The 22,338-nt window shown below is 59.0% G+C and carries 14 protein-coding genes; 10 read left to right on the top strand and 4 right to left on the bottom strand.

What is annotated here, in order from left to right; all coding sequences use genetic code 11:
• Positions 1–165: 165 nt before the first annotated feature.
• The 4 genes from mexE to HF257_RS30385 all read left to right on the top strand — a co-directional run bounded on the left by mexE (position 166) and on the right by HF257_RS30385 (position 6,675).
• Positions 166–1,407 carry a multidrug efflux RND transporter periplasmic adaptor subunit MexE gene (gene mexE / locus HF257_RS30400; RefSeq protein ID WP_185709874.1) on the top strand — a complete coding sequence of 414 codons (1,242 nt, stop codon included), beginning with the start codon at positions 166–168 and terminating at the stop codon, positions 1,405–1,407.
• Between the two features lie 15 nt (positions 1,408–1,422).
• The gene (locus HF257_RS30395) at positions 1,423–4,602 is read left to right on the top strand and encodes an efflux RND transporter permease subunit (RefSeq protein ID WP_185709875.1); all 3,180 of its coding nucleotides are present in this window, start codon (positions 1,423–1,425) and stop codon (positions 4,600–4,602) included.
• Complete coding sequence (locus tag HF257_RS30390; protein ID WP_185709876.1) at positions 4,599–6,014, top strand: efflux transporter outer membrane subunit; 1,416 nt, start codon at positions 4,599–4,601, stop codon at positions 6,012–6,014. Before HF257_RS30395 ends, HF257_RS30390 begins: the two co-directional genes overlap by 4 nt.
• A 139-nt stretch (positions 6,015–6,153) precedes the next feature.
• Positions 6,154–6,675, top strand: coding sequence for a hypothetical protein (locus HF257_RS30385; RefSeq protein ID WP_185709877.1), 522 nt, complete (start codon positions 6,154–6,156; stop codon positions 6,673–6,675).
• Between the two features lie 772 nt (positions 6,676–7,447).
• Here the strand turns inward: HF257_RS30385 and HF257_RS30380 are convergent.
• Both HF257_RS30380 and HF257_RS30375 read right to left on the bottom strand, forming a co-directional pair.
• Positions 7,448–10,888, bottom strand: a complete 3,441-nt coding sequence (locus HF257_RS30380; RefSeq protein WP_185709878.1) for a hypothetical protein — start codon at positions 10,886–10,888, stop codon at positions 7,448–7,450.
• A 235-nt stretch (positions 10,889–11,123) separates the two neighbouring features.
• On the bottom strand, positions 11,124–12,140 hold the full coding sequence (locus HF257_RS30375) for an AraC family transcriptional regulator (protein ID WP_185709879.1): 1,017 nt from the start codon (positions 12,138–12,140) through the stop codon (positions 11,124–11,126).
• Between the two features lie 167 nt (positions 12,141–12,307).
• Between HF257_RS30375 and efeU the strand changes: the two genes are divergently transcribed.
• The 4 genes from efeU to efeO (HF257_RS30355) are packed head-to-tail and all read left to right on the top strand — an operon-like array spanning position 12,308 to position 16,531.
• Entirely contained in the window at positions 12,308–13,153 is an 846-nt protein-coding gene (efeU, locus tag HF257_RS30370) for an iron uptake transporter permease EfeU (RefSeq protein WP_185709880.1), read from the top strand.
• Between the two features lie 10 nt (positions 13,154–13,163).
• Entirely contained in the window at positions 13,164–14,366 is a 1,203-nt protein-coding gene (gene efeO / locus HF257_RS30365; RefSeq protein WP_185709881.1) for an iron uptake system protein EfeO, read from the top strand.
• Positions 14,363–15,685 (top strand): iron uptake transporter deferrochelatase/peroxidase subunit, encoded by a 1,323-nt coding sequence (gene efeB, locus HF257_RS30360; protein WP_185709882.1) that lies wholly within the window; start codon positions 14,363–14,365, stop codon positions 15,683–15,685. Before efeO (HF257_RS30365) ends, efeB begins: the two co-directional genes overlap by 4 nt.
• A 27-nt stretch (positions 15,686–15,712) precedes the next feature.
• A complete protein-coding gene (efeO, locus tag HF257_RS30355) occupies positions 15,713–16,531 on the top strand; it encodes an iron uptake system protein EfeO (RefSeq protein ID WP_185709883.1) in 819 nt (272 codons plus the stop codon).
• Between the two features lie 45 nt (positions 16,532–16,576).
• Here the strand turns inward: efeO (HF257_RS30355) and HF257_RS30350 are convergent, their stop codons facing one another.
• Both HF257_RS30350 and pssA read right to left on the bottom strand, forming a co-directional pair.
• Positions 16,577–19,321 (bottom strand): hypothetical protein, encoded by a 2,745-nt coding sequence (locus HF257_RS30350; protein ID WP_185712139.1) that lies wholly within the window; start codon positions 19,319–19,321, stop codon positions 16,577–16,579.
• Between the two features lie 420 nt (positions 19,322–19,741).
• Complete coding sequence (pssA, locus tag HF257_RS30345; protein WP_185709885.1) at positions 19,742–21,085, bottom strand: CDP-diacylglycerol--serine O-phosphatidyltransferase; 1,344 nt, start codon at positions 21,083–21,085, stop codon at positions 19,742–19,744.
• Between the two features lie 124 nt (positions 21,086–21,209).
• Between pssA and HF257_RS30340 the strand changes: the two genes are divergently transcribed.
• Complete coding sequence (locus tag HF257_RS30340; RefSeq protein ID WP_185709943.1) at positions 21,210–21,773, top strand: TetR/AcrR family transcriptional regulator; 564 nt, start codon at positions 21,210–21,212, stop codon at positions 21,771–21,773.
• A gap of 54 nt (positions 21,774–21,827) precedes the next feature.
• On the top strand, positions 21,828–22,307 hold the full coding sequence (locus tag HF257_RS30335; RefSeq protein ID WP_185709886.1) for a nuclear transport factor 2 family protein: 480 nt from the start codon (positions 21,828–21,830) through the stop codon (positions 22,305–22,307).
• Positions 22,308–22,338 lie beyond the last annotated feature (31 nt).

The raw sequence follows: 22,338 nt of genomic DNA, 5'->3' as shown, positions 1-22,338 counted from the left end.
GTCATCAAGGCCATTGATAGCACCCTAACGAAAAGCCCATGCTAGAGGGCTTTTCCAGCGCTTATATCATTCCGAATGATAGTTACCTTTGCTTCATTCGATTCGTGACATAGCACCTCGCCGCGCATGATCCGCCCATCTCAAATACATTGGCGGATGCACCTCATGGAACAGTCACTCAAACATTTGCGCTTCCCCCTGGCGATTTTGGCCGTGGTGGTGATGAGCGCGTGCGGCAAAACCCCGGAGCAAGCGGCCGCCATGCCAGCTGCAGCGGTCAGCGTGGCCAAAGTACTCGAACAGCCGGTCAACGAGTGGGATGAATTCACCGGTCGCCTCGAAGCTCCCGAAACCGTGCAGATCCGTCCGCGCGTGTCCGGCCAGATCGACCAGGTGGCCTTCACCGAAGGTGCCCTTGTTAAGAAAGGCGACTTGCTGTTCCAGATCGACCCGCGTCCGTTCCAGGCTGAAGTGCGTCGTCTTGAAGCCCAACTGCAACAGACCCGCGCCGCCGCCACCCGCAGCGATAACGAAGCCCAACGTGGAGAGCGCCTGCGCCAGAGCAACGCGATTTCTGCCGAACTGGCCGACTCGCGCACCACGGCTGCCCAGGAAGCGCGCGCGGCAGTCGCCGGCATTCAAGCGCAGTTGGACCTGGCCAAGTTGAACTTGAGTTTTACCCGCGTGACCTCGCCGATCAGCGGCCGCGTCAGCCGCGCCGAAATCACTGCCGGCAACCTGGTGACCGCCGACGTTACCCCGCTGACCAGCGTGGTCTCCACCGACAAGGTCTACGCCTACTTCGACGCCGATGAGCGCGTGTTCCTCAAGTACACCGAACTGGCCCGCCAAGGCCGCCGTGGCGCGACCACCCCGGTGTACCTGGGCCTGTCCAACGAAACCGGCAACCCGCACCTGGGCCAGATGAACTTTGTCGACAACCAGGTCAACCCAGCCACCGGCACCATCCGTGGCCGTGCTGTGTTCGACAACAGCAAGGGCGAATACACCCCTGGTTTGTATGCACGCCTGAAGCTGGTCGGCAGCGGCACCTACTCCGCCGTGCTGATCAACGACGAAGCCGTCGGTACCGATCTGGGCAAGAAATTCGTGCTGGTGATGGAAGGCGACAAGCCGGCTTATCGCTCGGTGGAACTGGGGCCGAAAATCGAAGGTTTGCGCATCGTGCGCAGCGGCCTGAACAAGGACGACACTATTATCGTCAAGGGCTTGCAGCGCGTGCGTCCTGGCTCGCCAGTCGCCCCGGAAACCATTCCGATGGCCAGCAAGGAAACCCTCGCCGCCTTGGCCCAACAACGACAAGCGCTTGAAGCCAGCAACCTGGAGCAAGTGGCGCCGGAAAAAACCGCGCCCAAGCTCGCAGCCGTTGCGACTCCACGCGGTTAAGGGATACGACTCAAGATGAATTTTTCCAAGTTCTTCATTTCGCGGCCGATCTTCGCAGCAGTGCTGTCGCTGTTGATCCTGATCGCCGGTGCGATCTCGCTGTTCCAATTACCGATCAGCGAATACCCGGAAGTGGTGCCGCCGACCGTGGTGGTCCGCGCCAACTTCCCGGGTGCCAACCCTAAAGTCATCGGTGAAACCGTGGCGGCCCCTTTGGAGCAAGCCATCACCGGCGTCGAAAACATGCTGTACATGTCTTCGCAGTCGACCGCCGATGGCAAGCTGACCCTCACTATTACCTTCGCCCTGGGCACTGACCTGGATAACGCGCAGGTGCAGGTGCAAAACCGCGTCACCCGGACTCAGCCAAAGCTGCCGGAGGAAGTGACACGCATCGGTATTACCGTGGACAAGGCTTCCCCTGACCTGACCATGGTGGTGCACTTGACCTCCCCGGATCAGCGTTACGACATGCTTTACCTGTCCAACTACGCCTTGCTTAACGTGAAGGATGAGTTGGCGCGTTTGGGCGGTGTGGGTGACGTGCAGTTGTTCGGCATGGGCGACTACTCGCTGCGTGTCTGGCTCGACCCGAACAAGACCGCCTCGCGCAATTTGACCGCCACCGACGTGGTCAATGCGATCCGTGAGCAGAACCGTCAGGTGGCCGCCGGTGCGCTGGGTGCACAACCTGCGCCGAATGCCACCAGCTTCCAACTGTCGGTGAACACCCAAGGTCGCCTGGTGACCGAGGAAGAGTTCGAGAACATCATTATTCGCGCAGGCGATAACGGTGAAATCACCCGCCTCAAGGACATCGCACGGGTAGAGCTGGGTTCCAGCCAATACGCGCTGCGCTCGTTGCTCAACAACCAGCCGGCGGTAGCGATCCCGATCTTCCAGCGTCCAGGCTCCAACGCCATCGAGATTTCCAACGAAGTCCGCGGCAAGATGGAAGAGCTGAAAAAGAGCTTCCCGCAAGGGATGGACTACAGCATCGTCTACGACCCGACCATCTTCGTGCGGGGCTCCATCGAAGCGGTGGTGCACACCCTGTTCGAAGCACTGATCCTCGTGGTGCTGGTGGTCATCCTGTTCCTGCAAACCTGGCGCGCCTCGATCATTCCTTTGGTGGCGGTGCCGGTATCGTTGATCGGTACGTTTGCGGTCATGCACCTGTTTGGCTTCTCGCTTAACGCCCTGTCGCTGTTCGGCCTGGTACTGGCTATCGGTATCGTGGTGGACGACGCCATCGTGGTGGTGGAGAACGTCGAACGGAACATCGAGCTTGGCCTGGAACCGTTCCCCGCCACTGAAAAAGCCATGAGCGAAGTGACCGGCCCGATCATCGCTACCGCGTTGGTGCTGTGTGCGGTGTTCATCCCGGCGGCCTTCATCAGCGGCTTGACGGGGCAGTTCTACAAACAGTTCGCCTTGACCATTGCGATCTCGACCGTTATCTCGGCGTTCAACTCCCTGACCCTGTCGCCAGCACTGGCAGCCGTATTGCTCAAAGGTCACCACGCACCGAAGGACGCGTTCTCGCGGTTCCTCGACAAGTTGCTCGGTGGCTGGTTGTTCAAACCGTTCAACCGCTTCTTCGACAAGGCCAGCCATGGCTACGTCGGCACCGTGCGCCGAGTGATTCGCGGCAGTGGTATTGCGCTGTTCCTGTACGCCGGCTTGATGGTGCTGACCTGGCTGGGCTTTGCCCACACGCCCACCGGTTTTGTACCGGCCCAGGACAAGCAATACCTGGTGGCATTCGCTCAATTGCCGGACGCCGCAAGCCTGGACCGTACCGAAGACGTGATCAAGCGCATGTCCGACATCGCCCTGAAACAGCCGGGCGTGGAAAGTGCCGTGGCGTTCCCGGGCCTGTCGATCAACGGCTTCACCAACAGCCCGAACAGCGGCATCGTGTTCGTGACCTTGAAACCGTTTGATCAGCGTAAAGACCCAAGCATGTCGGCGGGTGCAATCGCTGGCGCACTGAATGGCAAGTACAGCAGCATCCAGGAAGCCTACATGGCGATCTTCCCACCGCCGCCGGTACAGGGCCTGGGTACGATTGGTGGTTTCCGCCTGCAGATCGAAGACCGTGGCAACCTGGGTTACGACGAGCTGTACAAAGAGGTGCAGAACGTCATCACCAAGAGCCGCACGACACCGGAGCTGTTCGGCTTGTTCACCAGCTACACGGTCAACGTGCCACAGGTCGATGCTGCCATCGACCGCGAAAAAGCCAAGACCCATGGCGTGGCGATCAGCGACATCTTCGACACCCTGCAGATCTACCTGGGTTCGCTGTATGCCAACGACTTCAACCGCTTTGGCCGCACGTACCAAGTCAACGTACAGGCTGAGCAACAGTTCCGCCTGGATGAAGACCAGATCGGCCAGTTGAAAGTACGCAACAACAAAGGCGAGATGATCCCGCTGGCGACCTTCATCAAGGTCAGCGACACCTCGGGTCCCGACCGCGTGATGCACTACAACGGCTTCATCACCGCAGAGATCAACGGCAACGCTGCACCGGGCTACAGCTCGGGCCAGGCAGAAGCTGCGATTGAAAAACTGCTGAAAGAAGAACTGCCCAACGGCATGACCTACGAGTGGACCGACCTGACTTATCAGCAAATCCTCTCGGGCAATACCGCACTGTTCGTGTTCCCACTGTGCGTGCTGCTGGCGTTCCTGGTACTGGCGGCTCAGTACGAAAGCTGGAGCCTGCCACTGGCGGTGATCCTGATCGTCCCGATGACGCTGCTGTCGGCCATCACCGGGGTGATTATCTCGGGCGGTGACAACAACATCTTCACCCAGATCGGCCTGATCGTACTGGTGGGCCTGGCCTGTAAGAACGCGATTCTGATCGTCGAGTTTGCCAAGGATAAACAAGCGGAGGGTCTCGACCCACTGGCTGCGGTACTGGAAGCCTGCCGTCTGCGTCTGCGGCCGATCCTGATGACCTCATTCGCGTTCATCATGGGTGTGGTGCCACTGGTGTTGTCCAGCGGTGCGGGTGCCGAGATGCGTCATGCCATGGGCGTGGCGGTGTTCTCCGGGATGATCGGCGTGACCTTCTTCGGTCTGTTGCTGACGCCAGTGTTCTACGTACTGATCCGTCGTTATGTGGAGCGCAGCGAAGCACGCAAAGCGGCCAAGGCCTTGAAGCTGGAGACACAGCAATGAGCGTGAAAGTATTCCTGCCGAGTTTGCTGGTACTGGCGCTGAGCGCCTGTGCCGTAGGCCCGGACTACAAAACCGAGAAGCTGGAGGCGGCCAATATCACGGCCGCCGCCGATGCCAAGCAGTATGACCACGCCAAGTACGAAGGCATCTGGTGGCAGCAGTTCGACGACCCTACCCTCAATCAACTGGTCACTCAGTCGCTGAGCGGTAACCGTGACCTGCGCGTGGCCTTTGCCCGCCTGCGGGCAGCCCGTGCGATTCGTGATGACGTGGCCACTGACATCATGCCCGTGGTCACCTCCCGCGCCAGCAGCGATGTGGGCAAGGGGCAGATCCCCGGCCAGACCACCAAGCGCGTCAACAGCGAGCGCTATGACCTAGGCCTGGACATGGCTTGGGAGGTGGACCTGTTCGGTCGTATTCGCCGCAACCTGGAGGCCAGCGACGCTGACCAACAAGTAGCCGAGGCCGACCTGTACCAACTGCAAGTCACCATGATTGCCGAGCTGGTGGATGCTTACGGTCAACTGCGTGGTGCTCAACTGCGCGAACGCATTGCTTTGGACAACCTGAAAAACCAGCAGGAATCGCGCACCATCACCGTCAGCCTGCGCGATGCCGGCGTGGGCGATCAGTTGGATGTGGAACGTGCCGATGCGCGCCTGGCGGCAGTCGAAGCCAGCGTGCCGCAATTGCAGGCTGAGCAGGTGCGCGAGCGTAACCGCATCGCTACCCTCCTCGGCCAACGCCCGGACAAGTTGACGGTGGACCTGAGCCCCAAAGACCTGCCGGCGATTGCCAAGGCGTTGCCGATTGGCGACCCGGGGCAACTGCTGCAACGTCGTCCGGACATCCTCAGCGCCGAACGTAAATTGGCCGCTGCTACCGCGCGGATCGGCGTGGCCAAGGCCGACCTGTTCCCACGGGTCAGCCTCAGCGGCTTCCTCGGCTTTACCGCTGGGCGTGGTTCGCAGATCGGCTCTGCGGCTGCCAACGCCTGGTCCCTCGGCCCGAGCATCACCTGGGCCGCCTTCGACCTGGGCAGCGTGCGCGCGCGTTTGCGCGGTGCAAATGCCGAAGCCGATGGCGCGCTGGCGACCTACGAGCAGCAAGTATTGCTAGCGCTCGAAGAGTCCGAGAACGCGTTCAGCGACTACGGCAAGCGCCAGCAACGCTTGGTATCGCTGATCCGCCAAAGCGAATCCAGCCGCGCCGCCGCTGACCTCGCCGCCATCCGCTATCGCGAAGGCACGGTGGACTTCTTGGTGCTGCTGGACGCCCAACGTGAACGCCTGGCCGCCGAAGACTCCCAGGCCCAGGCCGAAGTGGACCTGTATCGCGGCATCGTCGCGATCTACAAAGCCTTGGGTGGTGGCTGGCAGCCGGACTCGGTGGTCGCCAGCAGCAATTGATGTAAAGCGCTCCTTTGGTTGGTCGCATCCAGCCAATTTTTAGCCCTGCGGACCATTCGGACGTGGGGCTTTTTTTAAAGTGTTGGCAGACTTAGTCGATATATAGGGGCGTAGCTTTCGATTAATGGAGATTTTCAAGATGGCCATTAATTCAACCGCCGCGCAAAGCAAGGCGAGCCCAGGCTATATCATTCAAAACCCTAAAAAAGTCATCACTGACTTTACGGTGACGGAAGAGTCAAAAGCTGCAGAAGCATTAAACATAAAAAAAGACGAGCAAATTGCCGATCTAAAAAAATTTCTGAAAGGCTATGACATGACCAACATCAGCCTCAACGACCTAAAAAAAGTGGGCAGCAAGCTTTACGATAACAAACTCATTGATGTAGAAGCCTTGACGGTATTCATCGCTGGCCGTCGAGTGTTCGACCACGACGGCAAGCAAGCAGAGAAGGACGTCAAATTCAATGCAATCGCATTATTCGACCAACGGCTTGAAGAACAAACAGCTGCCTTAGACGGCTACTCTGAAAAAACCAAGCAGGAACCAGGATTTGCGGCTTGGAGAAAGGGAATGATTGTGGCCAATCAAGCAATTAACGCGCTCGCCTATTTTATTAACTCTTCACAAAATGATTTATCAGTAGACGAAAAAGCGTGACATAGATCAGATAAAGTGAGGTGCAAAGAAACCAACTTTGCACTCTCATCTGTCGTTCACCTACCGTATCTGACGGTTCCTGAATACGCTTTGGAAACTGCTTCAGGATTTTCAATCACCACACGATAAGCGCCATGGGGCCCGGAGTAGGACGCGTTGGGTCCTATGCCGAACGTTTGGCGCGTCCATGCGCTTCCAACTGCGCGCTCAATATAAATCCGAGGTGCGCTTCCTGCTCCTGACGCAGAAATCGTTGCATTAATGCTGGCCCCCGCGCAGCCGCCTGCCGATGTGATTGAAAATGGGCCATTCGCAGTAATCTCGTCTTTAGGTGACAAAATCCCGCTAAAGCTCTCCGTAATATACAAACACAACGCATTTGCCTGAAACGACGTCAGCGCCAACGCCAAAAAAGGGGATTGCAAAAAAACTTTTCATGGTTCTCACCTCACGTGTTAAACAATTAAGTTATTTGCGTTTAAACCATCGACTTTTTATTTATACATAGGCCGCCCTCCAGGCAGCACGCCACCGTCTGCGAAGACACGTGCTGACCATAGAAAAAGTTATCCGAGCTCAACAGTAGGACCCGTGGCGACGACTATGCATGAATTATTACTTGAGGTAAGCCGGCGGCTTCCTAAAACATTGAAAGACGGCTCTGTAGTACAAATGAAGCACCCAGTAAGTTATTTCCTAGTCCCTTGCTGTAGCAGCATCACAGGCCAACTCCATACCCACCGTTATATAAAAAATGGATTGCTCGCCGCACTCATAAAACAAGATGCTCCTGAATATACCTTTTGAATGCTTGGCTGCGTGCCGTCTGTTGAGTAGGTGGCTTCTGCGGATCAATAGAGCCCGGCGGATGTTGCATTAGCCTGAATACACCGAGCAGCTGCTGGGAGCTCCGATCGACCATATACATCAACCCTGGCGCAGGTGTGTTGATGGATCGTTTGCTGACTATTTTGATAGGGACCTGCTCGGTGATGGGCGATGCTCCAAATGAATTCAGCGCATTTTCAATAATTAGGCGGTTCTGCTTAAACAATCCTGGGTCGTTCTTCAATTGCGCCAGCAACGCCACGCTGGTCATGGTGGACTCTGCATTCAGGCTGCCCGCGCGCGAGCCAAACATGTTGACGCCTGCCTTGCCCACCAGCGCCGATGCATCCTCTCCCGCACTCACGAATGCTTGTGGCTCAGTATGGCCTTTCGCCAAGTTCAACAGGCCGGCCGCATTTTCCTCGTTCTTTTTCAGCCGTGTGAGGTACGCAAAATCGAGAGATCCCTGAGTCAGCTTGCCTGGAAGGTGGTCCAGCTCGTGGATCAGCGCATTGCTCATTGCACCTTCATTCGAGCCGAAATGCTGGTAGTAACGTTTGGCACCGTCGATATTCACTTCAATGAACTTCCCCGACCGATCTAGCTTGAAATCCTCGGGATTGACCTGTGCAACCCAATCGTGGTCTTTCGAACGCATGAATTTTACATTTTTCGCCGTCAGTACCTCAGCCTTGGCCTTGAGACCTGACAGTCGAGAGTTCATCAATTTGCGCGCCTGTGTGGGGGACATCCCCTGAAAATTCTTGAGCACAAAATCAACATCATCAGTCAGTGCCGGGTCTGCCATTACCTGCAGCGCATCGTTGAGTTTTGAAACCATCAGGGGCTGCGCTCGCTCCACCATTTGTTTGACTTCTGCACGTGTTGCACGTGTTTCAGGCGTGGCGTTGGCGGCAACGGCCTCCTCCTTGCCCACGGTTCCAGCCTCTTTGAGCGACCCTCGGAGCATTTGCATAGGCCGCCCGGCCCGTTGCTCGTCAAGTTGCGCTCTCCAGGCGTCACGCAGCGGGCCCTCACGGCGGCTGAGCCGCAACAAAGACTTCTCCTCGAGCCACTTGCTCGCATTGGCTAGCGGCTCGGCAAGCCCGGCAACGGGGTTAAACAGCCCGTTAGTGATTGAGCCCACGGCACGAGTGGCCGCCCCCAACCGGGAAAACCCAGACTCCGCCCGAGCAATGGCGCCCGCCCCTTCAGCGACGCCTCCCGCAACCACGGAGATGGCCGCCACCGCATCAGTGGCGCACCCCGCCATCGCGCCAAGATCCTGTTTAACACGACCAGACACGACATCGTCGTAGCACGCCTTAAAGGGAATGAGCGTGTTTACCAGCGTCTTCACTACCAGTTTGGCGCGTTGTTCAAAGTTTTCTCGCGGGGTGCTGCCTGAGGCTAGAGCCTGGAGACTATCGAGGTTCAACACCAGATTCTGCTTGGAAACGTGTTGTGCAATCGCTTCGGCACGAGGCGAAAAAAAGCCAAGAGGTGACAACGGCGCAGTTGACCCCGAAGCCGCTGGCAGTGTCTGGCGCAACGCCCTGACTTGGATCTCGGACGCGCCGGCATCGCTGCCATCGACATGGGACTTCATCCGGATATTCCACAGGTTCGGGACCACTGCCTCGCCATTGTCCAGCGCGGCAAGAAACTCCGGCCGCTCGACATAGGCGCCGCTCATGGGGAAAAACTCGAAACACTTGGCGTCTTTTCCTTCTCCTGCGCTGATCAGGAAGCCATAACGGCCCTGCACTGCTGCCAATTGCGCTTGCGCACTTTTGCCGGTCGTTCCTTTGCCATCAATCGATTCGGCTTGTACCTGATAAAAGGTCAGCTTTTGGGTTTCCAGCGCTTCCCTGTCTGCGTGGGGCATTTTGCTGAGAATGTCCTTCAGGCCAGTTGAAATAGCGCTATGGAACCCGATCGAGTTGTCCTTGGCCGCTTGATTGAGCATTTGCCTGGAATACTTCAGCTTGGAGAACTGCGCTTTCAGGCCAGCAAACTCAGGGGCGAACTGGCTGTTAGACGGCGTACTGATCGGCGAGGCGTCATTGAGCAGCGAATCAAACCTGCCATCTTTCAAGAGCCCCATCATGTGCAAGTCGACCAGGCTTTGCTGATAGCGCACATCGTGAGTCGGCGAAAAAAAAAGCACGTTTTCCACAAAATGCACCGGTTTGTTGACGTCACGGCCGGGAAACACCCGTTTCAGATCGGCCTCGGCCAACGCTCTCCTGCCAACCACCGGTGTACTCAGTGTTGTGGTTGCCTGATGAGTTGCCTCGATGTAGACGCGGTACTGTTGGGCGGCTTGTTTCAGGTCCTCGGCGGTGTATTTATCATCCTCACGTAACGCGATGACACCGTGCATTTTGGCCCAATCGAGCAGAGGGTCTGTCTCGGCCGCATGAAAAAGCACGGCTTGCTCAGGTGTCAGTGGTTCAAGCGCAGAGCGCTCGAGCACCTGATCATACGTCAGGGTGCGACTAGATCCCGCCGCGGACTCCTCCAGCAATGCCACCGTTTTCCTGAATGCCAACCAGGCAGGCGAACCGATGTGCAGCGTAGCCGGCATGTCACGTACCAGGAATTCCGGGGCGACATTGGCCAGCATGATGTGAGCAGTGGCTTGCACGGCCTCCGGGCGTACGCCTTTGTGACGCACCAAATGGTTCTCCAGTGCCGCTCGGACCTGCGCCAGGGTGCGCCCCGCGTTCGCCGGGGCGTATAGGTCGAAACCGGCGATATGGTTCCTCCGTAAGCCCAGTTCGGGATCGATGTGCAGCATCTGCGCAGTGAGCAGCAATTGGTTGCGCTGTACTGTTGTCATTCCCGCGTCAATATGGCCTATGGCCGACAGCAACATTTGCTGGCGAAAGCGATTGAGCGGCGCATGACTATGCAGATGCCGGGTGATCCGGTCATCCATATTCTCGGTGGTCGACGGTATGCCGTTTAGAATGCCAGCCCCTACATCACGTTCGAACGCCGCGATCAACTGTTGGCGCTCTTGCGGGAGCAACCCAGAAAGCGAGGGCGCCTGAGCCCCCAGCCAAGCACCGGAATAATTGCCCATTGCCGGGCCCGCCGGCAGCGGATGTCGTAGCCATTTGATCAAGTTGCGCGCCTGCCCAACCGTGCTGGGGGCGTTCTGCGCGTTCATGTGCGGCCAAAGTTGTTGCAAGAACTGCAGGGCGGTCGTCTCTCTTACGTCGCGATCGCCGCCCCGCGCCAGGTCGAATCGGATGTCTTCCAAATCAAGTGTTGTGTCGTCAGCTTTGCCGTTTGCACGCGCCTCGATCGCCACCAGCCAGCGTTCTTTTTCACGTGCATCCAACACGGCGGTGGCGAGTTTACTGGGTGAAACCATGGGGCGTTCATCTCGTACCACGGGGCCTGAGCGCTCTGCGGTCGATGATTCAACGAAGGGCGGAGGGTCAAATCGCCCAGAGCCAGATGCTTGGGTAATGCGGGGAACGGTTGATAACATGTCGTGCACTCGTCTGTAGCTCAAGAGTGCTCAGGTTGTCGGGGGCGGTAACCTGGAGGAATAAGATAACGCTGCGGACCGAGCCAGACGTTTCGGCATACAGAGAACCCTTCGTCTAGCCCTGCTCCCCCAGAATCAAACTTCTGTAATGCCCGGGATTGGACCCTGCCCACTTACGAAACGCTTTGTAGAATGAGCTGGTATCAGCAAACCCCAACCGCTCCGCAATCTCGGCAAAACTGATCTGCGGTTCCGCCAACCACACGATCGCCAGCTCCTTGCGCACGCTGTCCTTGAGGCCTTGGTAGGTCTGCCCCTCCTCCGCCAGACGGCGGCGCAGGGTAGATGCGGAGATGCACAGGCTGGCGGCCAGCCCGTCGGTTTCTGGCCAGGTGTCGGGGGGCATCTGGCGCAGGTTGTGTTTGATGCGGGTCGCCAGGCTGTCGGGGTCGCGGTATTTGACCAGGATATTGGCCGGTGCGTGGGCGAGGAAGCGCTTGAGTTCTTCTGCACTGCGCTTGACCGGGAGGTCCAGGCAATCGGCGGAGAAGATCATGCGGGTTCGCGGCCGGTCGAAGCGCAGGTTGTCGGAAAACATCACCTGGTAGTCGTCGCAGAAGTCCGGCTGCGGGCAGCGCAATTCCACCGCCAGGATCGGAATCCGTCTTCCGGCCAGCCAACACGCGACACCGTGCACGATCATCCAGTAGGTAAAGCAGGTAAACGCACGCTTGGGTTCCAGCTCTGGCTCCAACAACACGATTTCAGCCAGGCTTTGCTGCCGCACCAATTGCGCAGGCATCCGCTCCAACATCAACGACAGAAAACCCAGGCCGGTTTCCAGGCTCGCACCCAGGGTCGGTTGCGCCATCGCCGCGCGACAGAGGAATTCCAGGCTGCCGGACTTGAGCTTGCGTGGGTCCATGCCGAAAAACTCATCATCCATGCGCCGCGCCAGCAAGCGCCAAAAGCGCGCGTAGGACGTGGCCGGCACCCGCGCAGAAGGCTGCTCCAGCAGCAACGGGTCGATGCCGGCTTTGCCCAGCACTTCGGCCGTGGCGGCGCCCGGCGCACAGCTCTGCAACAAGGCTTCGCGCACGAGGTGGATGGAGATGGTGTCTTTTTCCGACATAGGGGATCATGCATTCATTGCCGCAGATAATGGCGTGCATCATAAGGTGGCTTGCGTTTCGCCACCACCGTTCAGCCGCAGTTCAGAAAAGGTCAAGATTGCTTGTTTAGTAATGAGTATCATTATGTTACAAATTAGCATCCTATCTAATCGTGATGCGGTGCCGAATGCTTGTTCCCTTTCTGATCATGCTGCGCGAAGGCATTGAAGCCGCCCTGATCGTTGGCATTATCGCCAGTTACCTGCAACAAACCGGCCGTGGCCAGTGGATGCCCGCCGTGTGGATTGGGGTGTTTCTCGCCGCCGCCCTGGCCCTGCTGGTCGGTGGTGGCCTGGAACTGGTCAGTGCCGAATTCCCGCAGAAACAACAGGAACTGTTCGAAGGCATCGTTGGCCTGGTCGCTGTGGGCATCCTCAGCTCCATGGTGTTCTGGATGCGCAAAGTAGCGCGCTCCATCAAGCATTCCCTGCATCAATCCCTTGATCATGCGCTGGCCGGTTCCAAGCATCAGGTCACCGCGCTGATCCTCATGGTGTTTTTCGCCGTGGCCCGCGAAGGCCTGGAAACCGTGTTCTTCCTGCTGGCCGTGTTCCAACAGAGCGAAGGCCCGGGTGCGCCGATTGGCGCCCTGCTCGGCCTGATCCTGGCGATCATCGTGGGTTTCCTGATCTACACCGGCAGCATGCGCCTGAACCTCGGCGCGTTTTTCCGCTGGACCGGCCTGTTCATCCTCGTGGTAGCCGCCGGCATCCTCGCCAACTCCGTACAGGCCTTGCACGAAGCGGGCGTATGGAACCACTTGCAAACCGTATTGTTCGATTTCAGCGCGGTGTTGCCGATGGACAGCCCGTTGGGCTCGGTACTCGCCGGCATGTTCGGTTACCAGGAAGCTCCTACCGTCAGCACCTTGGGCGCCTATCTGATTTACCTGGTGGTGGCCCTGGTGATGTTCTTCCTGCCCGCGCCGCCGCCCAGGCCTGTTTCTGAATCTTCTTCCGTTTCCAGCCAGTAAGGACCGTCCCTTGTCCAACCCAACCCCTAAACCGGCTTCGCCTCCCCGCGCGCTGCGCTGGGCCGTGGCGGGCTCGGTGGTCGTGATGATCGCCGCCGGTGGCCTGTTTTATTACGCCTCGCAGTTGGCCGCGAGCAAGCGCCAGACCAACCACAATGAAATCGCGGTGACCATCCATGGTCACGCCTGCGAGCCAAATGAACTGACCGTGCCTGCCGGGCGCGCGAGCTTTCGTATCATCAACCGCTCTGACCGGGCAGTGGAATGGGAAATCCTCGACGGCGTGCTCGTGATCGAAGAGCGCGAAAATATCGCCCCTGGCCTGAGCCAAGTGATCAACGCCAACCTGTTGCCCGGCGACTACGCGATCACGTGTGGCCTGCTGAGCAACCCGCGTGGCACCTTGCATGTCACGCCAACTGCCGAGTCGGATGCCCAGGCCAAAGCCAAGCCGTCGATGGTGGCGTTTATCGGCCCACTGTCGGAGTTCCGCGTTTACTTGAGTGGCCAGGGCAGCGCGCTGGTCAAGGCTGTCACTGCCCTGCAACAGGCCATCGACGCCGGCGACCTCTCCCAAGCCCAGGCGCTTTACGTGCCAGCCCGTGAGGCTTACCAGCGCCTGGCCCCGGCCTCCCAACGCTTGGCGGAACTGGACAACGCGATCAACGCGCGTGCCGACTACTTCGAAAAGCGTGAACAGGATCCGGCATTCAGTGGCTTCCACCGCCTCGAATATAGCCTGTTCCAGCAACGCAGCCTCGACGGCCTGGCCCCGGTTGCCGCGCGCCTGGTGACCGACGTCACCGCGCTCAAGCAGCAGCTGTTGGCCCAGTCCCTGCCGCCAGAGCAGCTGGTGAGCATCGTGGTGCGCAACCTCAATAGCCTGGCGGATGTGCGCGCCATCAGTGGTGAAGAGGAGCGCTACAGCCACATCGACCTGAATGGCTTTGCCGCCAACCTGGAGGCCGCCCACAAGGTTGTCGAGTTGATGCGCCCGCTGCTGGTCAAGTCCGCCGCCGACTTGCTGCCAAAAATCGACACTGCGCTCGCCGCAATCGATGCACAACTCAATGATTTGAAAGTCGACGGTCAGTACAGCCGCTACGACAGCGTTACGGCCGATCAGCGCAAGCAGATCGCCGACAAGGCCAAGGCTCTGGCCGCAGCACTCGATGGAATCGACCCAGCCCTCGGCCTTTCTGGCCTGCAGTGAAGACGACCGCACACATGAGTGATTCAGAACACACCAACCTTCAGCGTCGCCGTGTCCTGCTGGGCATGGCGGCCACCGGCGCTGCAATCGCCGGGAGTACCCTGACCTGCCCGGCCATGGCAGCCGCAGCCGAACAAGTCACCACCGCGCCGCGCAGCGACAAGACCCAGGACCATCACGACTTTTTCGGCAAACACCAAAGCGGTATCGTCACGCCACGCCCGGCCTGCGGCATGGTGGTGGCATTCGACGTACTGGCCAGCGACCGCGAAGACCTGGAGCGCTTGTTCCGCACCCTGAACGAGCGCATCAGCTTTTTGATGACCGGCGGCACCGTGCCGCAAGTCGACCCGAAACTGCCGCCCACCGACTCCGGGATCCTCGGGCCAGTGGTCACACCGGATAACTTGACCATCACCGTCTCCATCGGTGAATCGCTGTTCGATGAACGCTTCGGGCTTGCCAAAGCCAAGCCCAAGCGCCTGATTCGCATGGTCGGCTTCCCTAACGACGCGCTGGAGCCCGCGCAGTGCCACGGCGACCTGAGCCTGCAATTCAGCTCCAACACGCCGGACACCAACATCCACGCCCTGCGCGACATCGTGAAAAACCTGCCCGACCTGCTGCTGGTGCGCTGGAAGCAGGAAGGCAGCGTGCCGCCCCAGGCGCCGAGCAAACCTGGAGAGCCGGCACAAAGCGCGCGCAACTTCCTCGGTTTCCGTGACGGTTCGGCCAACCCGAACTCCAACGACGACACCGCCATGAACCAGATTGTGTGGGTGCAGCCCGGCAGTGACGAACCGACCTGGGCCGCCAACGGCAGCTATCAGGCGGTGCGCATCATCCGCAACTTCGTCGAGCGCTGGGACCGTACCCCGCTGCAAGAGCAAGAAAGCATCATTGGCCGTGTCAAGACCACGGGCGCGCCCATGGATGGCCAAAAAGAAACCCAGGTTCCCGACTACAGCAAGGACCCGGAAGGCAAGCTGACCAAGCTCGATGCCCACATCCGCCTGGCCAACCCACGCACCCCGCAGACTCAGGCCAACCTGATCCTGCGTCGGCCGTTCAACTACTCCAACGGCGTCAACAAAAACGGTCAGCTGGACATGGGGCTGCTGTTCATCTGCTACCAGGCTGACCTGGAGAAAGGCTTTATCAGCGTGCAAACCCGGCTCAACGGCGAGCCTCTGGAGGAATACCTCAAGCCAGTCGGCGGCGGGTACTTCTTCACCTTGCCGGGGGTCACGGGGCCCAAGGATTTCATTGGGCGCACGCTGCTCGCTGCAACGCACCCTCAAACCACTGCCAATACCTAAAACAAACCCCAGAGCGGAAATCGTCCCATGAAAAAGTCGTCTATCGCGTTGTCGTTGCTGCTGACCCTTTCACCGCTGGCAGCGTTTGCCGCTACCGCGCCGCTGGACCTGGTGGGCCCGGTGTCGGACTACAAGATCTACGTCACCGAAGAAATCGGTGAGCTGGTCACCCAGACCAAAGCGTTTACCGACGCCATCAACAAGGGCGACCTGGCTACCGCCAAAAAGCTCTACGCGCCGACCCGTGTGCACTATGAGTCCATCGAGCCAATCGCCGAACTGTTCAGCGACCTTGACGCCTCCATCGACTCCCGAGTCGATGACCACGAAAAAGGCGTGACTGCCGAAGACTTCACAGGCTTCCACCGCATCGAATATGTGCTGTTCTCGCAGAACACCACCAAAGGCCTGGAAGAACTGACCGCCAAGCTCAACACCGACGTCAACGACCTCAAGACCCGTGTCGACGGCCTGACCTTCCCACCCGAGAAAGTCGTGGGCGGCGCCGCCGCGCTGCTGGAAGAAGTCGCCGCCACCAAGATCTCCGGTGAAGAAGACCGCTACAGCCACACTGACCTGTACGACTTCCAGGGCAACATCGACGGCGCGAAGAAAATCGTCGACCTGTTCCGTGGCCAGATCGAGAAACAAGACAAGGCCTTCCTGGCCAAGGTCGACAAAAACTTCGCCACCGTGGACAAGATTCTGGCCAAGTACAAGACCAAGGACGGTGGCTTTGAGACCTATGACAAGGTCAAGGAAAACGACCGCAAAGCCCTGGTTGGCCCGGTCAACACGCTCGCTGAAGACTTGTCCACCTTGCGTGGCAAGCTGGGTCTGAACTGATGCGCCGGGGGTCACTCATCCCCATTGGATGAGTGACCCTTGCGCTCATTCCGACTTTATTACCGGTGGCTTGCCTGGATCGACCAGGCCAGTCCCAACCAGGAAGTAACACTTCAATTTCTCCTCGGCCATTGCCAGATGAGGCAAGGCTTTACTCAGCCCCAAAGGGGTTGTGGTCGTCAGCCTCGGCAGCTTGGCCAAACCTCGGGATGTAGCACCCAACAACCGCGGATAGCCGTCCAGAGGGTTGAAAACCGCGTTGAAAAATTGCACTGTCTGCTTTGAAAAATCCAAGGCTGCGTCGCTGAATCGGAGCTTTGGCTCATTCCATGACCATGCCACTTTGGGTGCCCAGGGCTTGACTGAAGCGCTCAGCTTTCCACGAGTCGGCGCCAGACTGCTTAGCGCAAACGCTTTCGCCGAGCCGAGTAACTTACGCGCCTGGCCACCGGCGCCAATCAGCACGCCGCCCACATCCAAGGCCAGGCTTTGAAGGCCCTTGGCGACATTGCCATCGGCGAAATCCTGATAAGCCCCCACGAACGGCACAAGCGAAGTCAGCAGGTTGATATCTCGCGCATGCTCCGCCCGGCTCTTTTCCACAGGCAATTGCCCCTTGGCCCTTTTGAGCATCTGCTCCGCACTTTCATAGAAGTTCTGTTCCGCAATCTCACACGCAATGAACTCGACACGGTCCGACTGGTAACTGTCGGGCACAAAAGTGGCCAGGGTCTGATTTGCGGGAAGCGCGCCGGCCTCTACATAGCGCCCCAGTCGGTCGATGATGACATCCGGCGACGTCACGCCGGGCCTTGGCTGGCTACCGCTGGCATAGGCTTCAAAATCCAGCGGCACATCATGCCCGCCGCGAATGTAAAGTTGGCCCTGCAACTTGTATTGCCCCAAGTAGCTTTTGTCGCGCACCACTTTGTCGAGCGCGCTCGTAGCAGCAGGGTCGTCATGCCGGATAATCCTGCCGCTATTGAGCACTTCGTAGTAAGTCACCGCCTGATCATGCAGTACGCGCATCAGTGTGCCCTGGCGCCCCGTGACTGCGGCACGGTCATCATCCGATTCCCACACCTGTTGCTTGCCGGTTTTCTTGCGCAGGGTAAACAAGTCCACGGCCCCCAGCTCGATACGTTGGCGGTCAGACAGGGGCAACTTGGCGAACATCAGCTTCAGCTTTGTCACAAATGCTCTTTGCTGCGCGTTGTGGTGTTTGCTGACGGCGGTTTTGAGTAAGTCGTCCAAAGCAGGCAGTCGCCGGATCAGCCCGTCCAGTTTGTTGCGCGCGGGCATCGGGAGTGTTTCATCGTTCTGAAATTGAAAGGGCGTACGTGACGCTTGCCCGGGGCCGGTTGGAGGCACATCACTGCTCAATATCCACTTGCCGGGCACCAGGTCACCGGTCATGTAGGTATCGATCAGTGAGCGTGTACGAGGTTCGGAGGTTCGCAGGTTTCTGCGTTCTTGTGCATCGACCAACTGGACCGTCATGGCCTCCAACTGACGGGCACTTTTATCCGGGAACACTTTTAACAACTCTTGCTGGGCCAGCAGCCTACGCGTTGGTAATGGCGTGCCAGTGATATTGAACGCCCGCGTGGCCAGCCTGCGCTGGCGGTTGAATACCTCGGAAGCCTTCTTCAGGTCGCTTGCCGTATGCTGCCCCTGGGGCTTGGCAGACACAATTCCGTTGAGCACCGCCCAATCAAGCAGCACACGGGACGCACGAACCTGCATCAACGTGCGCTGCTCGTCAGAGGTCGGCACCAACGTCGTCAGCGCACGGACCTGTTCTGAATTCAATGCTCGCGAGGTGCCAGGTGCCACGGCTTCCGCCATCTCGCACCCCAAGCGCAGTTCGGTCCAGGCGGGCGTTCCGATCGTTGTCGCTTCGGTCCCTTCACGCACCAGGAACTCCGGGGCAACCTGGGCCAGCCCGATGGTCGCAACCTGCCCTGCAAGGTCGGGTTCCAGGCCCTTCTGATCGCGCAGGTGTTGTACCAGGTCGTTGCGCACTTCGCTGAAGGTACGGCCCATGTTCACGGGATGGTAAAGCTCGAACCCACCCACGGAGCCAGGAGGACTCTCCAAGGCGCGCCATTGCGCACGCGCTGGCTGGCTGGCATCTAGCCCACTGTAGTCACCCTCGACCGGAGCGGGTGGCAACGCCACGCGCAACCACTCGATGACGTGGCGTGAGGCCCCAGCCGTCCGGGGTGAGCCCAGGCCCTTGTATTGGAGCAACTGGTCGACGTTGTAGCGCGCCTGATGCCCGATACCTTCGGCGGAAGCCGGCGACACGTTTATCTGCTGCAGCGTCCAATCAATCGGGCGATCAGCCGGCATGTCCAATAAATGCGCCTCCATCAAGGAGGCTAGAAAGGCGCGCTCATCCAGGTCGGCAATCACGCGCCTGACGTCCGTCATGCCAGCCGCCACGGCAGGAGAAAGCACCAGCGGACTCTTCGGCGCTTCTCCTACTGGCAGGTCATACGCTGAAGTTGCGACATGCAGAGGGACTTGGTATTCGCCGCTATCAAGGTAAGGCATCCCCTTGTCTTCGGGGTCCAGAAGGTCGCGGATGGCGCGCATTTTCGCCGAAGCTTGCCACCAGCCGCTGTCATCGGTGGCACTGAATGCGACAGCGGTGCGCACACCGTCGCGGGTGGTGTAGCCCTTCACCTCGTGTTTGTGCAAGGTCAAGCTATCCAATTCCAGCCCTTTGCGCGCAAACCAGTCCAGTGTCTGCGGTTGATTAAGCAAGTCGCGATAGAGCTGCAAGGCCTTTTCCAGGCTGCTGCCGTGGGGAATGTTAACCCGCACTTGCCCACTGCTCACGGCGCTGCTCAAACGTCCAGCCAGGACGGTGTCGCCCTGGCTGGTATTAACGTTCTCGCCAGGCGCTTCAAGGGTCCAGGTCGGCGTCGCAATCACAGGCGCTTCGTCAGCCGTAGACCGAGTGCGACGCACAAATGAAGGAGTAAGCGTTAGCGCTTCAGAATGAAGGGGAATTTGACGAAACTCGGGAGGCGGCGAATACGAGGAAATGGATGACATGAGAGTGTCCTCTGCTGGCTGAGTCCTGACGGAAAAGCCGCGCATCCCTGCCCGGTAGGCAGTCAATCTATTAAGAACACAGAAAGTCGCACTGTAAGCGAAGTCTTAGTCGCTTCGCCTACAGTGTTGCAATGTATGCAGGATTTATAGAATGCGGTACAGCAACCGCTCAATCCGCACCCGGCTGACTCGCCGCAGGAACTTGCCAACCGCCGCCGGGTAGTCCACCAGCGTTTGCAGGTCTTGGTAACCCTCTATTCGCGTGGTGTGCTGGAAAATCTGTGCCAGCTCGGTGCGTCGTGGCTCTAGCCACTGGCCCTGTGGGTCGTCGATCAGCAAAGCGTTTTCCAGGTCGAGGCGGAATGCTCGTGGGTTGAGGTTGTTGCCGGTGAGCAAAGTGTAGCGTTGGTCGACCCACATGCCCTTGAGGTGATAGCTGTTGTCGCCGTCGTGCCATAAATGCAGGTTCAACTGGCCATTATCGATGTCGCGCTGATGACGCTTGGCGAAGCGACGCAGACTGATTTCATACAGGTAAGGCAGCGCCGCGATGACCTTGAATGGTTCGCTGGGCGGGATGTAGAAGTCGTTGGCAGTCTTGTCACCAACGATGATGTCGATCTTCACCCCGCGCGCCAGGGCGCGGTTGATTTCGCGGGTTACCGGCAGCGGCAGGTTGAAATAAGGCGTGCAGATCGTCAGTTGATGCTGGGCGCTGGCGATCAATTCAAGGATCACCCGGCTCAGGGGATTGTTCTTGCCTACACCGAGCAGCGGGCTGACGGACAGGTGGCCATTGGGCAACTGCCCCGCCGTGGTGTCGTAGGCCGCGTGTTTGAGCCGGCTGCGCAGATCACCGATGTCGTTGCGCAAACTGCGGGTGGTCGGCGGGTTGGGCAGGTCAAGGCGGTGCACCGCCTTTGACGCCACCAGGCCGTGCTCTACCAAGTGTTGCATGGAGTCGGCCAGCGGCTGGCTGTGGATCAAGTGGTAGCGGTCGAAACGGTACTTGTCGAACTTGTGCAGGTACACGTTGTTCAGGCTCGCGCCGCTGTACAGCACGGTGTCATCGATCACAAAGCCCTTGAGGTGCAGCACGCCGAACAGCTCGCGGGTTTGCACCGGCACACCGTACACCGGCACTTCGCTGGCGTGTGACTGGGTCATGGCTTGGTACCAGGCGCTGTTGCCCGGCTGCTTGCCGGCGCCGATCAGGCCGCGTTGGGCGCGCAGCCAATCGACCACCACCACGATCTCCAGTTCCGGCCGTGCGGCCTTGGCGGCGTGCAACGCGTCGTAGATCTCCTGCCCCGCCTCGTCCTGCTGCAAGTACAACGCGACGATATAGATGCGCCGCCTGGCCTGGGGGATTTTCTCCAGCAGGCAACGGCGATAGGCATCGGCGCTGGGCAGCACGTCAATAGCGTCGGGAGTGAGGGGGAAACCGCGCAGTTTGGGCAACAGGGAGCGTTTGAAGAACGACGGCATAAGGCTCGCAATGGGTCGAATCCGAAGAGGCCCCGAGCTTACACCATGGGGGTGCCCAGGTCTCGTTGCCGGGCATGGAAAAAGTTGATTGACCAAGAAGAACGATCGTTCTACTGTTAGCAACATGAACGAAATGACCAACAGTGAAACCCGCGACATTATTCTCGACGTCACCGAGAAGCTGATCTATCGCCATGGCATCGCCGCCACCGGCATGGACTTCCTGGTGAAAACCGCCGGTGTTTCACGCAAAAGTATTTATCGCTACTTCGCCAACAAGGACGAATTGGTGATCGCCGCCCTGCAGCGCCGCGATGAACGCTGGATGCACTGGCTGCGCAGCGAAGTTGAACGCAGCGAAGGCACCGGTGAACGCCTATTGGCACTGTTCGATGCCCTCAAGGCCTGGTTCGGCTCGGCGGATTTTCGCGGCTGCGCGTTCATCAACACCAGTGGCGAAACCGGCGACCCGCAAGACCCGGTACGGCTGCTGGCCAAGGCGCATAAACAAAAGCTGTTCGAGTACGCACTGGAACTGTGCCAGGCACATGGCAGCGCTGACGCCGAGCGGCAGGCCGCGCAGTTACTGATCCTGATCGACGGTGCCATCACCGTTGCCCTGGTGATGGGCGATTCAACCGCTGCCGATAACGCGCAACACATGGCACGAACGCTATTAAAGCTTTGACCGCACGACCCCGTACAACTCCCGATGAACCTTATAGTTTTGAGGTACCGCCCCATGTCGTCTGCTGCCGAAACACGCCCGCCACTCCCACCCTTTACCCACGCATCGGCCCTTGAAAAAGTACGCCTGGCCGAAGATGGCTGGAACTCTCGGGACCCGCAGCGTGTGGCCCTGGCCTACACGCAAGACACCCAATGGCGTAACCGGGCCGAATTCGTGCACAGCCGCGAACAAGCAGCGGCCTTTCTTACCCGCAAGTGGGCCAAGGAGCTGGACTACCGACTGATCAAAGAGTTGTGGGCATTTACCGATAACCGCATCGCCGTGCGCTATGCCTATGAATGGCACGACGATTCGGGCAATTGGTTCAGGTCCTACGGCAATGAGAACTGGGAGTTCGACGGGAATGGCCTGATGGCGAATCGTTTTGCCTGTATCAATGACCTGCCGATAAAGGACAGCGAGCGCAAGTTCCATTGGCCGCTGGGGCGGCGCCCGGACGATCACCCCGGCCTGTCCGACCTGGGTTTGTAGTGAGCGGGCTTGTCGAACCGTCGCACCGCCC

The organism is Pseudomonas cremoris (genome assembly GCF_014230465.1).
Note: the sequence above shows the minus strand (reverse complement) of the source record. Positions and strands in the feature narration are given on the sequence as shown.